The 14,383-nt window shown below is 56.6% G+C and carries 7 protein-coding genes; 1 reads left to right on the top strand and 6 read right to left on the bottom strand.

Features of this window, described 5'->3' with window-relative positions:
* Positions 1-6 precede the first annotated feature (6 nt).
* From bchE to bchH, 5 genes are all read right to left on the bottom strand, one after another.
* A complete protein-coding gene (gene bchE, locus AYT24_RS08850) occupies positions 7-1,647 on the bottom strand; it encodes a magnesium-protoporphyrin IX monomethyl ester anaerobic oxidative cyclase (protein ID WP_010933616.1) in 1,641 nt (546 codons plus the stop codon).
* 164 nt (positions 1,648-1,811) lie between these two features.
* The gene (bchM, locus tag AYT24_RS08845) at positions 1,812-2,510 is read right to left on the bottom strand and encodes a magnesium protoporphyrin IX methyltransferase (protein WP_010933615.1); all 699 of its coding nucleotides are present in this window, start codon (positions 2,508-2,510) and stop codon (positions 1,812-1,814) included.
* A 43-nt stretch (positions 2,511-2,553) separates the two neighbouring features.
* Positions 2,554-6,390 (bottom strand): magnesium chelatase subunit H, encoded by a 3,837-nt coding sequence (locus tag AYT24_RS08840; protein WP_010933614.1) that lies wholly within the window; start codon positions 6,388-6,390, stop codon positions 2,554-2,556.
* Positions 6,391-6,588: 198 nt separating this feature from the next.
* Positions 6,589-7,005 (bottom strand): hypothetical protein, encoded by a 417-nt coding sequence (locus AYT24_RS08835; RefSeq protein WP_010933613.1) that lies wholly within the window; start codon positions 7,003-7,005, stop codon positions 6,589-6,591.
* A gap of 303 nt (positions 7,006-7,308) precedes the next feature.
* Entirely contained in the window at positions 7,309-11,112 is a 3,804-nt protein-coding gene (gene bchH / locus AYT24_RS08830; protein ID WP_164927124.1) for a magnesium chelatase subunit H, read from the bottom strand.
* Positions 11,113-11,321: 209 nt separating this feature from the next.
* On the opposite strand from bchH, the gene AYT24_RS08825 reads away from it, so the two are divergent.
* Entirely contained in the window at positions 11,322-11,501 is a 180-nt protein-coding gene (locus AYT24_RS08825; RefSeq protein ID WP_010933611.1) for a hypothetical protein, read from the top strand.
* A gap of 96 nt (positions 11,502-11,597) precedes the next feature.
* Here the strand turns inward: AYT24_RS08825 and AYT24_RS08820 are convergent, their stop codons facing one another.
* On the bottom strand, positions 11,598-14,132 hold the full coding sequence (locus tag AYT24_RS08820) for a TonB-dependent receptor (RefSeq protein WP_010933610.1): 2,535 nt from the start codon (positions 14,130-14,132) through the stop codon (positions 11,598-11,600).
* Positions 14,133-14,383: the final 251 nt, after the last annotated feature.

Raw genomic sequence — 14,383 nt, 5'->3', positions numbered from 1 at the left:
TGACGATCAGCAGTTGCGGACGGTGCTGGATGTACGATCCCTGATCGTTGATTCGTCGAACTCGTCCCAGTTGTGTTCGTCGTGCTCTCGCTGGTAGCCGGCTTCCTTGAGACCGAAGCTCATGTCGGCGATCATTTCTGGCCTCCGCTCTTTCAGGTTCTTCGCCTCTTCCTGCGTCAGGATTCGCGACTGGTCGAAACCGAGGTCGATCTCGATCTTGCGGTTCTTGGTCTTGACGCGGTCGATGTCGTAGAAACGCTTGGTGAGCGTAGTCTTCGCGAACGCTTTTAGGCAGCCGAGCATGTACTTGCGCACATACGGATCCTTGATCCACGGGTAGCTGAAGAAGGTCTTGCGAGCGTAAAAGCGACCGTACGATTTCAGCACGCCCTTGAGCACGTCCTCGCGTTCCATGTTGTCTGGCTTGATGATCGGCGAGACGAAGTTGTAGCGAGAGTAGTCACGCACTTCGACGCGGTCGCCAAGCTCCTTGAAGAGGTCGGAGAAGGGCCACGGCGTGTAGATCGTCCAGTTGGCCATGTCGGGATCCCAGTCCTTGCAGAGCTGGTAGGTCTCTTCGATGGTCTCTGGAGTTTCGTGCTCGAGACCCATCACGAACTGCGCTTCCGCTACGATGCCGTTTTTCTGGAGCAGCTTGATGGCGTACTTGTTCTCTTCGATGGTGGTTTCCTTGCGGAAGCGGTTCAGGTTCATCTGGCTCGCGGCCTCGGTGCCGAGAGAGACGTGCACCAAGCCGGCCTTGCGGTAGAACGGCAGGAGGTCTTCGTCACGCATGATGTCGGTCACACGGGTGTTGATGCCCCAAGTGACGTCGAGCTTGCGGTCGATCAGTTCTTGGCAGAGCGAAACGAACTTCTGCTTGTTAATGGTCGGCTCTTCGTCGGCGAGAATGAAGAAGCCTACTTTGTATTTCTTGACCAGAATCTCGATTTCGTCCACGAAGTTCTTCGGGCTGCGGGCGCGGTACCGGCGCCAGAACTGCCACTGCGAGCAGAAGGTGCAGGTGAAGGGGCAGCCTCTGGCGAAGTTCGGTACGGCCAGACGGCAGTTCAGAGGGGTGTAGATGTACTTGTCCCAGTCGTAGAGGCTCCAGTCCGGTGACAGGGTGTCGAGGTCTTCGATGACCGGGTGGGCCGCCGTCGCGAATACTTTACCGTTCTCATCGATATAGGCGATGCCGGTGATTTCGGAGCGTGTCTCTTTGTCGTTCCCTGCCGCGATCGCCTTCATGAGGTTGACGGTCACCTCTTCGCCTTCGCCGCGAACGACGTAATCGGTCTCCGGGGCTTCGGTGAGCACCTGCGGGTACATGAAGGTGGAGTGAATGCCGCCCATGATGGTGCGGATATTCTTGTTGACCTTCTTGGCGATCTTCATGATGTCCTGCGCCTTGAAGATCGACGGGGTGATATTGGTGGTCATTACCACATCCGGCTGGTTTTTGCGGATGATCTCTTCAATGGTCTCGTCCGGCAGGTCGTCAGCCATTGCATCCACAAACTTTACCTGATTGAAGCCAGCCTGCTTCAACGCACCGCCGATGTAGGCAACCCAGCTTGGCGTCCAGTTGCCTGCAATTTCGGCGCCGCCTGAGTGATAATTCGGCTGAATCATCAGAATTTTCATCTGTTTCCACCCTCCGGATAGATTGTTGTGTACAAATTCGACTGGATCGGCATGTGGTTACACGCTTGTTATGCAACGCTGTGTGCGCTGTAAAAAATTCTTGAATTTTTAATTTACAACTTATTCCCTAAAATTCCTGAGCCAGAATTCAGCATCCGCGCCGTTCAGCGGCGAGCCACGTGCATCAGCATCGTGTGGTAAAAGCCGAAGCTTATCTTTTGCTGGCTGACGATCTTGAGGCCGAGTTCACTGAGCACCCGCTGCATCTCCTTGTCCTTGATCATCTGGATGGTGGTGCGGCGCTCTTTTTTCGGGAAGAAGCCGCCGATCCAGTGCTGGAAGGCGAGGATGTTGTTGAACGGGGCGTAGGTGAAGATGATTGGTCCTTTGGTGAGGCCCGCCAGGTTGCTGAATGCATGGGCAAATCCTTCCGCCGGGTAGTGGATCAGGACGTCAAAACAGACGACGGCGTCAAATGTGCCCGACACCGACTCGATGGAATTCACTTCAAACTCGACGTTACCCGCCACGCCGGCTTTTTCGGCATCCTCGCGGGTTTTGTTGACCATCTGCTCGGCGATGTCCGCTGCCTTGACGCGGTAGCCGCTTTTGGCGAGGCGGATGGTGAACAGGCCGGTGCCGCATCCGGCATCGAGAATTTTCGAGCCTTTGGGCAGGCCGGTTTTCTGGAGCCATTCAAACGCCTTGTCCATCATGACCGCGTGGCCCTGCCGCACGGTGGAGCGGACGGTGGAGAGCTTGTCGTCGCCGTAAATCGATGCCCAGCGCTGGAAGCCCTGGCCATTGAAATAGGACTGAAGCATCTTTTTGTGTTCCTCGACGTTGAATGATGGGCTGCTCATGGTGTTTTATCGTGGTTGATGTTGGTTTGTCGCTTGCTCCCGGTCAAACCTCCGGAGTGTGGGCGCCTTCGATTCTGGTTTCAAGCTCGTCGTACAGCTCCTGCAATTGTTCGATGGTGCCTTCGTCAGCCTCCCAGAAGCCGCGCGAACTGGCTTCGAGCAGCCGCCGGGTCATCGACATGGTGGCGTTGGGGTTGAGCGCCGCCATGCGCTCCAGCATCTGGCGATCTTGCAGGAAGGTCTCCGTGAACTGCTGGTATGTCCAGTTTTTGACCGCCGAGGCGGTCGCGCTCCACCCGTAGGTGTTGGTCAGGTGCGCCTCGATCTCCCGGACTCCTTCGTAGCCATGTTCGATCATGGCCTCGTACCACTTCGGGTTCAGGAGCTTGGTGCGGGCTTCGAGAGCGACCATGCTCTCCAGAGAGCGGATTTTCTGGCCCTTGCCGAATCCGCCAGTGTCGCCGACCATGACCTTTGGTTTCGTGCCGCCGAGCACCTCGACCGATTTCGAGACGCCGCCAAGATACTCATAATAGTGGTCAATATCAGACAATCCGATTTCGAAACTGTCGATATTTTGAAAGGTCAATGTAACATTTTTCAGGGCGGAACGGAGGATTTCCGGACTTTCCCGCCAGTCGCCCTCCGGCGAGAAGGCGAAGCTTTTGCGGTTGACGAAGGCGTCGGCGAGCTGCTGCTCCTCCTCCCAGGTGCTGCTTTCGATCAGGTGATTGACGTTCGAGCCGTAGCAGCCGGGGGCGTTGGAGTAGATTCTGTCTGCCGCTTCGTTCGCCGTGATCCCGAGTTCGGTAGCCTGCTGAAGCACGTGCTTGCGGACGAAGTTCATCGATTCTGGCTCGTCCGCCGCCGCCGCCAGCCGGACGGCGCGGTCGAGCAGGCGCACCTGGTGGGAGAGCAGGTCGCGGAAAATGCCGCTGACCGTTACGACGATGTCGATGCGCGGCCGTCCGAGCTTTTCGAGCGGAATCAGCTCTACGTCGCCGATTTTGCCGAGTTCGTCGGTTTTCGTTCGTGCGCCGAGCAACGCAAGCGCCTGCGCGACCCCTTCGCCGTCGCTTTTCAGGTTGTCGGTGCCCCAGAGGATGAGTGCGATCGACTCCGGCAGCTCGCCGGTTTCGCGCCGATATTGCTCCAGCAGCTCCTCGGCTGAACGCTCGCCAGCCTTTGTTGCGAACGGTGTTGGAATGCTGTAGGGGTCAAGGCTGTGGATGTTGCGTCCCGTTGGCACAATGGCCGGGTTGCGCACCAGATCGTTGCCTGGCGATGGCGGGATGTAGGCTCCGGCAAGCGCTTGCGTGATTGCTTCGATTTCGCGGTTTTCGAGCATGGCGGCAAGAATGCCGTTCAGGAAGTGCCAGAGCCTGTCGAGCTGCCGGGGCTTGATAGCAGCCGATTTCTGGAGCCACGTGTTTGCCTCGTTCATGCGGACGGGGAGCGTTCCTTCGAGGAAGGCTGCGGTGCTGACGCCTTCGGGAAGCGTTTCCGGAAGTTTGCCAACGAAACGTTTGACCGCTTCGTGGCAGATCGAGGTGACCTTCTGCCACGATTCGCGTAGCAGCATCTCCTCCTCGTGGTGTTCGATCAGTCTGTCGTAGTCAAGGCGCAGACCGGTGCAGACCAGCTCTGGCAGTGAGCGGTTATCAAGTTCAGGGCGGGAGTGGCTGACCAGCAGTGCAAGGTTGTCCACGAGGCTTTCGGCTGATGGCGCCTGGCCAAGCACGTGCAGGCCGAGCGGAATCATGCGCTCCTCGATGAGGTAGAGCTCGTTGTTGAGCCAGGTGACGTACTCCTCGTCGCCGATTTCGTCGGACGGATGGTCGAGGTCAAGCGTTCCGGCCATCTTGCGAATTTCCTCCAGCGCTTCGGCGGAAGGATGGCTGCGCCATGCGCCGACCAGCTCACGGAGCTGGCGCATTCCTTTGTACAGACCGGCGTGTTCGAGCGGCGGGGCCATGTAGCTCACCAGCGTGGCAAATCCGCGCCGCTTGGCTATCGCTGCTTCGCTCGGGTTGTTGACGCAGTAACAGTAGAAGTGCGGCAGTCCACCGATCAACTGTTTCGGCCAGCACTCCTGCGAGAGGCCGACCTGCTTGCCCGGCATGAACTCCAGCGCGCCGTGCGTGCCGAAGTGCAAGAGCGCGTCCGCGCCGAACTCGCGGTCGAGCCACGAGTAGAACGCCGCGAAGGCGTGGTTCGGTGCGGCGTCCTTGGCCATGAGCAGGCGCATCGGGTCGCGTTCGTAGCCGAACGATGGCTGCTGGCCGATGAACAGGTTGCCGAACATTGCGCCGAGAATGTGGAAGCGGCTGCCGTCGTTGAGCAGCTCGCCGGGCGCGTCGCCCCAGAACGGTTCGATTCGCTCGTAAGCCGGAAACGCCTTTCGGTATTGCTCGACCGGATAGTGCGCCGCCACATTGCCGTCGGTGCCGAACACGAGCCGGTTGCCTTCGAGCAGCTTGTTGCGCAGATCATCGACCGACGCCGGGAGCTCGATGTCGTATCCTTCGTTTTTCAGCTTGCGCATCAACTGCAGCAAGCTCTCGAAAACATCGAGGAAGGCCGCTGTGCCTGCGTTTCCGAGATTTGGCGGGAAGTTGAAGAGCACGATGGCGAGCTTCTTCTCTGCATTCGACTTTTTGCGCAGCCTTACCAGCCGTGTGATCCGGTCAGCCAGGGCGCGGGTCTCGGATTCGAGCGGCAGGGTGCGGTCGCTTCCCTCTTCGAGTCCCGCGAAGACGTGCGGTTCGATGGCGCCGTCGAGCTCCGGTACGGCTACGCTCAACGCGGCCTGCAACGGCGCGAGGCCGAGGTTGTTCTCTCTCCACTGACTGATTGGCTGGAAGGCGAGCGGAATGAGGTTGAAGCAGGGGACGCCGATCTTTTTCAGAATGCCGACCGCCTCCGCCGACCGGGTCTCCGCCGGGCCGCCCACGAGCGAGAATCCTGTGGCGTTGATAATCAGATCGATGGATATTGATTCGCTGCTGGCGGGATCGAAAAAGCCTTCGAGTGCTGGCCGGAAATCGAGGCCGCCGCTGTAGGCGATGCAGCACTGCACGTCACGCGATTCGAGTTCGCGCAGCAGATTGATGACATGCAGCATGTTCTCGGAGAGCAACGTGGCTCGCATGACCAGAATTGCCACCCGGCCCGCACCTTTTGCAGGCAGGTGCTTCTCCTGCCACTCCCTGAGTTCGAAAGTGGTCGAAAAGGGCTTGCCCGCGTCTGGGTGGTAGAGCGCGGTGTCGGGATAGAAGATCGGGTCGTTCTGCGGCAGCTTCCCTTTGTAGCCCGGAATGTAGCGGTCGATGAGCAGGCACAGGAAGCGCCGCATGTTCTCCTTCGAGCCGTTGAGCCAGAACTGGTGCGCCGAGATGAAGGTGTGAATGTCGCGCGCCTTGCCGGGGATGTGCTTCATCAGCTTGCCGACGTTGCGCACCAGCGAGAGCTGGCGCTGGCTTTCGGAGCTGCTGTGGGTCGGTTTGAGCTTCGAGGCGAGCTGCTTGAAGATGCCCTGTTGTTTCTCCTTCTCAGCGTTTTTCTGGAGCGAGAACTTGCCAATCCTGGTCTGGTTGATGAGCGCCGGGTTGCTCGTAATCATGCAAACCGGGCATGCGGCGGTTGCGAGCAGCTCTTCGAGCGGGCGTACGATCTCCTCGCTGAAGAGCATCGAGCCGAAGATGAAATCAGCTCTGGGAATTTCCTGTTCGAGCTTCTCCCAGAAGTGGCGGCCATGATTCAGGCCGAGGTTGAATATGGAAACCTTCAGGTCGAGGTCGAACTCACGGTTCAGTTCGGCTGCCGCAGACTTGAGCACGCCGTTGTTCGTCGGCTCCATGGTGATGAACAGAAATCGCATAGATCAGATTTCGTTACCCGCATTCATAAGAACTTTCCCGAAAAACCATTTTCAGGTCATATGGCGTGTCAATTAAGAAGTTTGACACGCAGCATAAGACTGACCACCAAAATATGGCCGATGTCGCGCGCCCGATGATATGGGCAACAGCAGCGACTGCCATTTGGCAAAGTACTGGCGCTTTGCCGTGTTCCGGGGCTAATTCAGCAGTACAGGGTTCTGTTCAAAAAGATTGTATGGGCGGGATATTCGGCTGTTCCTGTTGCGATAGTTGACTGTCAGTTCTTTCTCACACAGGAGATGAAGGGCGAGAGCCGGCAATGGGGAGATAGCCAAAAAAGACTGGCCGGTAAAGGTGTACCGGTTCGGCAGGGCGGCTTTTGTATCGTTCGGAAAAAGTAACGTGCCGGAGAGTACCTTTAGTTCGCGGTGCCGTCCATTCAGATCAACAGCGTTCTGGACAACGATCGATTCACGGTCGCGTTTTTTCGATTTGGTGTTAAATGAGGATGCTTTGAGCAGCAGGCCGTATCCGAGCACCGAGATTGCAAAAAATAGTGCGATCTCGAAAGTGCGGAGAATATTTCTGCAGACGCTATGTTTTCGGATATGCATAAACTGGTTCTGTGAGTGCGCTACTGACCTGATCTGCGCAATAAGTTTGTTGCTACTACGTCATGCAGGCGAGTGCAGTTTTTCGTTCGGAATAGCGACTGATTACAGAAGGATGATATGCTTTTAAACAGTATCAATATATGAAACAATGTTTTGAAAGTGAAGGCGCAGAAGCCTGTCAATCGGGTGTTTCTTGCCTTGTTGCTGTGTTCCAGACGTACTATTTTTTATTCACTAAGGCGGGGGACAAAAAAAGAAGGGCGCTGATTCAGCGCCCTTCTTTTTTTGTCCCGTTCAGTCTTCTCAGACCTCGATGCCTTCGAGGCGATCTTCCAGATCGGAGTAGATCTCCTGAAGCTTTTCGATGGTGTCGGGATCGGCTGACCACATGCCGCGGCCACTCGCTTCGAGCATTCTGCCAACGATGTTTTTGAAAGCTTTCGGATTAAGCTTCATCAGCTTGTCGCGCATGGCCGGATCGAAGGCGTAGGTTTCGGCAGCCTCCTTGTACACCCAGTCGTCAACGCCCTTGGTGACGGCGTCCCAGCCGAGCATGTAGGTGAAGCGGTTGCTGATTTCGGTTGCGCCGCTGTGGCCCTGCGCAAGCATACCCTCGAACCATTTCGGGTTGAGCAGCTTGGTGCGGAACTCAACCTTGAGCGCCTTCTCGGCATCGTCAACCTTGATGTCCGCCGTGTAGGTTTCGACATAGTTCAGCTTGACGTTGTCGCCTTTCGGGTTGCGGCGGCGAGCTGAAAGCTGAAGCGCGCCCGACGAGGAGAAGTAGCGGTCAATGTCGGAAATACCGTACTCCGCCGAGTCCACCTGCTGCACGACGCGATCGACGGTGCCGAGCAGATTCTTGAGAATGTCCGACTGCTCGTCGCCGTAGCGGTTGCCGCCGTAGGCAAAGGCGGTGCGCTTGATGAACATGTTGTCAAGATCCTCTTCGGACTCCCAGGCGGAGTCTTCGACCAGCTCGTCGATCTGCGATCCGTAAGTGCCTGGAGCCTGGGTGAAGAGGCGCGAGGTGGCACTTTCAAAGTCCTTGCCCTGGGCAAGCGCCTCATCGACATGCTTCTTGATGTGGTTCATCTCGGCGGGTTCGATGGCCTTGGCGGCGTCCTTGACCAGTTTGTCGAGGTGATCGACCAAGACGCCGAAGGTGTCGCGGAAGATCGAGCTGATCTGGATCAGGACGTCGATTCTCGGGCGTCCGAGCTTTTCGAGCGGTACGAGCCGGTAGTGGCTGATTTTGTTCTGCGCGTCGTAGGCTGGTTCCGCGCCTATGAGCGCAATGATGACCGCGACCGCTTCGCCCTTGCTCTTGATGGTGTCCAGACCCCAGAGCACCTGCGCGATAGTTTCGGGATACTCGCCGTTGTTCTCGTCGCGATGTTTCTGGATGATGGTGTCGGCGATCTGCTTGCCGCGTTTGAAGGCCAGCTCCGAGGGAATTCTCCACGGGTCGATGGCGTGAATGTTGCGGCCGGTCGGCAACACCGAAGCGCCGTCGCGCACCAGGTCGCCGCCGGGGCCGGAGGGGAGGTACTCGCCGTTCAGAGCGCGCACGAAGCTCTCCATCTCGTGGCTGTTGTCCTGGAGTCCCTGCTTGAGAGCCACGCCCTCCTGCAAGGCGGAGTTGATCGCCGCAGCCATCTCTTCGTTGGCTTTCGCGCCTCCGGTCAGCACGCTGAAGACGTTACTGGCATTCGCATTACCGAAGATGGTCTGTTCGATAAAGTTACGGGTGATGTCGTCAACTTTTTCTCTCACCTTGAGCGCCTTTGGATCGCCTTTGCGGGCTTTGGTGGCCAGTGCGGCATAGTCGCCCCAGGTTTCGCTTTCACCGATCGCCTGCATGATAACCGAAGGCAGTGAGCGCTCGTTGCCGCGAACCTTGAGGTACTCGGAGATCGTGGTGACCTGGGTCGCGAGTTCCGGCGTTTCCCCGAACACATGCAGCGTGTTGGAGATGAGCTTGGTTTCGAGTTCGAGCAGGTAGATGTACAGGCGGCTGATGTAGTCGCTGAACGGTTCGCCTTCAAGCCTTGGGCAGTCGTCGGCCAGATTGAGGTTTTCAGCCTTTTCGATGATGGCCATCTCGGTTTCGACATCGACGATTTTTTCAAGGCCGCGCTCGCGGTAGTCGTTGAGCATCTCCTTGAAGGCCGGAAGCTCCTTGTACAGACCGGCGCGGGAGAGCGGTGGAATGTTGTGCGAAATCATGGTCGCGTAACCGCGGCGCTTAGCGATGTTGGCCTCGCTCGGGTTGTTGACCGGATAGATGTAGAAGTGCGGCACCTCGCCGAGCAGTGCGTCGGGCCAGCAGTCGCCGGTGACGCCGAGCTGAAGGCCGGGCATCCACTCGACCGTGCCGTGCATACCGACGTGCACAAGGGCGTGCGCGCCGAACTCGCGGCTGATCCAGCGGTAGAAGGCGATGTATTGGTGGTGCGGCGTGTTCTCCTTGTCGAAGAGCAGGCGCATCGGGTCGCCCTGGATGCCGAGGCGCGGCTGGACGCCGATGAAGACGTTGCCGAGCGTGAGCCCGCCGAGGAACATCTTGTCCACGCCGACCGGGGCGATTTCGCCGGGGAAGCCGCCCCAGCGAGCCTCGATGCGTTCGCGCTCGCGCTCGGTGGTGATGGCGTTGAAGGTCGCGCGGTCGATGGCGAAGCAGTCCGGCTCGTGCGCCTGGATTTCGTAATCGGTGGCGCGGTCGAGCATGGCGAGCAGCGCTTCCGGGGACTCCGGCAGTTCGCCGACGTTGTAGCCCTCGTTCTGGAGGCGCTGCAACATCTTGTAGATGCTCTTTGGCACGTCGAGCAGTGCAGCGCTGGCTTTGCGGCCCATGCCGGGCGGATAGTCGTAGACCACGAAAGCGACCTTCTTGTCGCGGTTTGCGGTGTGGCGCAGTTCAGAGAATTTTTTTGCAAGCGTGGAAAGACGGTCGAGGCGGTCAGGCACGGTGTGCAGGCGGCCATCCTTGATCGCGCCGAGAACGACGGGGCAGACTGCGCCGTCCATCTCCGGAAGGGCGTAGGTCATGGCCGACTGCAACGGCACGACGCCCTGCGTTTTCCACGAGTTGATGTCCTGGATGAAGAGCGGCTGGGAGACGACGTACGGCGCGTTGAGCTTGCCGAGAATCTCCTCGCGCGCGGCAGCCGAAGCGCCCGGCGTGGTTGCGCCGGCAGGTCCACCGACGAAGCCGAAGCCCATCATGTTGATGAGCATGTCAATCTTGGTGTGGGTGAACCACTCGCGCGCGGCCACGTGGCCCTCGACGCCCATCACGAACACCGGTAGGGGATTCAGTCCCTTGGCCTCGATGGCGCGGATGGTGTTGTCGATATACTCTTTCTCCTGCAAGAGGTGTTTGCGGAAGAAGAGCATTGCGATATTGTTGCGGGATTTGGCGTCGCGACTCTTTTTATGCAGCCACTTTTCGTAGTGGTTCAGGTCTTTCATGTATTCCGGCGCATCGGGATGGTAAAATCCCATGGTCGGTACCTCCTGAACCTTGTCTGCCTTCACGTTTACGTCGAAATACTCCGCCATGATGTAATTGAACATCGAGGCGAGATTTTCGGCGGTCGGATGCATCCAGTAGGTGTAAACCTGCATCCAGTTTTTGAAATCCTTAGCCTTCTTCGGGATCAGCGGCAGCATGGTGCGCATGATCTTCAGAAGCTTCATATAGCCGTAGAGGGCGTCCTCATCGCGGCCTTTGACGAGCATTTTGGCGACTTTCTTGACGATGTCGGGCATCCCGCTACCGTCTTCGGAAACGACGTAGTTGCCGACTTTGGTCATCTGCATCACTTCGGGCATCGACTCGTAGGCGAAGATCGTCCTGACCTTCGACTGATCGATCTGCTCCCGAAGCCAGTCTGCCTGATTCTTGAACTGTATCAGGGTGGTGAAGATGCAGTCGGCTTCGCGGATCGCCTTACCGGCCTCCGGGTTCTGGTGTTCGAGATCCTGATCGGTCCACTGAGTCAGCTCGGCGTTCTGGCCGATCAAATCTTTCACTTCTCTCCATACGCGCTGGTTGCACTGTTCCATTCCGACCACCGCGGCAATTCGGATTTTGTCGCCCATAAATAACTGAGATGTGCTTTGATTGAGGTTTTTCAGGCCACGTAATGTAATAAATCCCGCTTTGATATAACAGGCTAAAAACATGTACGAGGCTTTTTGCCGGGCTCGACAGGCGAATCGGCAGGTTGGCGCGATGCTGTTCGCCGGTTGATCCAGCAGTATTCCTGATAATGAGAAGTAGTTGCGGATCGTTCCCGGATAGTTGTTAAATGAAAAGAGTTAAGGATCAAGAATCTGGCGGTGCCGGTCGCTTGTGGCGAGCATGGAAGGCAGTGAAAGCAGTCATGATCTCTGGGGTGATCCGGAATGGCAACAATGTGATCGGGTTGAAAAATAAAGGAAATCGATACCTGGCGGGCTTCTTTCAGGTCGGCTTTATCGGCTGGTGATGTTAATGGTTACGAGAAGACAAAACGGAAGGGCTGCCACAGTGACAGCCCTTCCGTTTTTGTGCCGAGCTGGCGGCGAGACGATGTTTTGATCGATCAGTACGTCAGATCGATACCGGCGATGAAGCTGCGGTTCGGAGCGCGGAACCACTCAGCCTCACTGTACTGTGTGTTGTTGATGTTGTTGCAGGCCAGTGTGGCTGTGACGTTCTTGTTGAACTGGTACTTCAAGCCAGCGTTGAACACCACGAAATCGCCGGGATACCACTTGCCATCAGGATTGGTGTACAAGGTGACAGCCTTGTACTTGCCGACGTAACGCCCGTTGACATTCAGAGTCAGTTTTTTGGTTGCTTTCCAGGTCACGCTGGCCGAAGCCGTGTGCTCAGGCCGATAGGGCAGCCATTCCGGATCGGGGTTGTTCAGTTCTGTAGCGGTGGCCGTTGATGCATCGAACGAACGGTTTTTTGCATTCATGTAGGTATAGCCCACGCTCAGGTTCCAGTCTGTGTTTGGTCTGTAGTTCAGGTTTGTCTCAATACCCCAGATGCGAGCTTTGGTTATGTTGCCATACATGTAGGTTAATGGAGCAGCGGTAGGCCGCGACTCGATAAGGTTATCATAGTTGTTGATAAACCCGGCGATGTCGAGTGAGACTTTATCGCTGAACTGCTTGAAAATGCCAGCCTCCCATGCTGTCATGGTTTCCTTGTCAAGGTCTGGATTTGGTACAACGGTCAGGAATCCCGCATCATGCACGAACCGCTCATATAAAGACGGGGCACGGAAACTACGGCCCCAAGATGCGCGAAGTGCCATGTCGTCGGTTGCTCTGTAGTTTAAGGCGACCCTTGGGCTTAAGGCATCAACGCTTTTTTTGTTAATGGGTATCCAGACTCCCGGGGTTATCTCTACTTCATCTTTGTTGACACCGCTCCAGTCATAGCGCAACGACATCAGTGAAGTCAGCTTGTCAGTGATTTTCCACTCGTCTTGCAGGAAGACAGCAAAATTCTTTTCCTGGATGTTGTTGAACTCGTTTTTTACCGGATATTCCACAGCAACCTGAGTTGTTCTTGTGTCAACGATATTGCCGTCCACACCAAACAGAAGGCGATGGTTATCGCTGGCACGCCAATCGAGTTTTATCCCTGCGCCATAGCGGCTGTCATCCGTTTCATTGAACTCGCCGATAGTTCTGATTCTGCCGGTTGCGTATGTCTGATCAGCATCAGTGCGGTTGTACTCGATTCGCGAGGCATTGTAGGTGTAATACAGACGAGTGTCGAGTGACAGCTTGTCGCTGAGCAGGTTGACATAATTGATGCCTACCAGAGCGTTTTTCCGGCTGATCAAGTCATCGGTATAGACGTCGTATTTTGTATACGTTGACCAGGCATTTGCAAGTATATCCCATAGAAAAGGGCTAGTAGGATACATGGTTTGAGCGTACGAGAATGCCGCCGTGTGGGTGGGAAACAATCTGGCATTTACAAATACATCATACGATTGATCGAGAATTGGGGTGAATGTGGATGTCGATATTGTCGCATTGTAAGGCCACTGGTACGCATAGCCGCCGACCGTCGAGTTGTAGAACGAAGTGAGCTGCAAGTATTGCCTTGAATCGATGTCGTACCGTGCTTTGAACTTGACGTCGTTCATGTAATTCCAGGCGTTTTGGCGGTAGCCGTCGTCATCGCTGTGCGAGTAAAGGAAGTCGTATGTCCATTTGCCGGACTTGTTTCCGAAACCGGCATAGGTGTTCCAGAATACCGGGGTGAAGCCTTTGCGATATTCGCTCTCATCGCTCGATGGCGTTTTGTCGTAAAAGCCGATGCCGCTTCCCGCCTTGACTTCAAATTTGTCTGGCAAATGGCCCGTGATGTTCACTACGCCGCCCATGGCTCCGGAACCGTAGAGCGTTGCGGCTGCGCCCTTGAGCACCTCGACCTTGTCGGCAGCATTCATGTTGACCGATTGCCAGACGATTTCGCCGCTGTCCGGGCTGTTGATCGGGAAGCCGTCGTAGAAAGCGTTCACCCTGGTGCCAATACCGCCGCCATTGTAGGTATTCGATCCGCGAATCTGCAAGTTCGATGACGAGGTTCCGCCAGCGCGACTGACCACGACGCCGGGCACGTCTTGCACCACTTCATCGAGTGTCGGATTTGGTTCTTCCCTGATCTGCTCTTTGGTGACAATGTTAGCGGTAACCGGCACGTCAAGCCTGTCCTGCTTGTACAGCGCGGCGCCGACAACCACTTCCGAGGCCATGATGGTGGTCTGGCCGAGAGCGATATTCAGCGTGGCGGTCTGGCCATCGCCGAGGTTGATGACCTGCGTCGTTGGCGCGTAACCGATGCTGGTCACGATGACTTTCTGCTGTTTCGAGGCAGGAACGTTCCGGAGCACGAAGTTGCCGTTGATGTCTGTGGCGGTTGCGATGTTGGTGCCGGCGATCGATACTGCGGCGCCGACGACGCCTTCACCGTCTGCCTTGTCCGTGACGCGTCCCCGGATGACGCCATCCGCACCCCAGGTTGTCACTGGAGCCAGCGTTGTTGCAAGAAAGGTCGCCGAAAGCGCGAGCCTTTTCATGCCAGAACCCTTTGCCTGCTGCTTTTTCATAATGTGAGTATTGGGTTGTTTGTGTTGTCTGAGCGTTGTAGGACATAGCTTTCCAGCGGACAGTGGTTGATTGTTGCGATCCGCTGTTGCTCATCGGCGCGGGAGGAAGGGTATCGGTATATCTGGTCGTACGCATCATCGCATCATGTTGTGGGACGTGCAGAACGTTGTAAATTTATGGTGAATTAACGCAAACTCCAAAGTATGTCGTTTTGCTGATGGTCTGTTCGCAGAAAAAAAAGCCCTGCGGG

It is taken from the genome of Chlorobaculum tepidum TLS (assembly GCF_000006985.1).
GTDB classification, from domain to species: domain Bacteria; phylum Bacteroidota; class Chlorobiia; order Chlorobiales; family Chlorobiaceae; genus Chlorobaculum; species Chlorobaculum tepidum.
Note: the sequence above shows the minus strand (reverse complement) of the source record. Positions and strands in the feature narration are given on the sequence as shown.

What these genes read in the sequence shown, in the direction of transcription:
- AYT24_RS08840 (WP_010933614.1), bottom strand. Translation starts at nt 6,390, where the DNA reads ATGCGATTTCTGTTCATCACCATGGAGCCGACGAACAACGGCGTGCTC.
- AYT24_RS08825 (WP_010933611.1), top strand. Translation starts at nt 11,322, where the DNA reads ATGAAAAGAGTTAAGGATCAAGAATCTGGCGGTGCCGGTCGCTTGTGG.
- bchH (WP_164927124.1), bottom strand. Translation starts at nt 11,112, where the DNA reads ATGGGCGACAAAATCCGAATTGCCGCGGTGGTCGGAATGGAACAGTGC.
- bchE (WP_010933616.1), bottom strand. Translation starts at nt 1,647, where the DNA reads ATGAAAATTCTGATGATTCAGCCGAATTATCACTCAGGCGGCGCCGAA.
- bchM (WP_010933615.1), bottom strand. Translation starts at nt 2,510, where the DNA reads ATGAGCAGCCCATCATTCAACGTCGAGGAACACAAAAAGATGCTTCAG.
- AYT24_RS08835 (WP_010933613.1), bottom strand. Translation starts at nt 7,005, where the DNA reads ATGCATATCCGAAAACATAGCGTCTGCAGAAATATTCTCCGCACTTTC.
- AYT24_RS08820 (WP_010933610.1), bottom strand. Translation starts at nt 14,132, where the DNA reads ATGAAAAAGCAGCAGGCAAAGGGTTCTGGCATGAAAAGGCTCGCGCTT.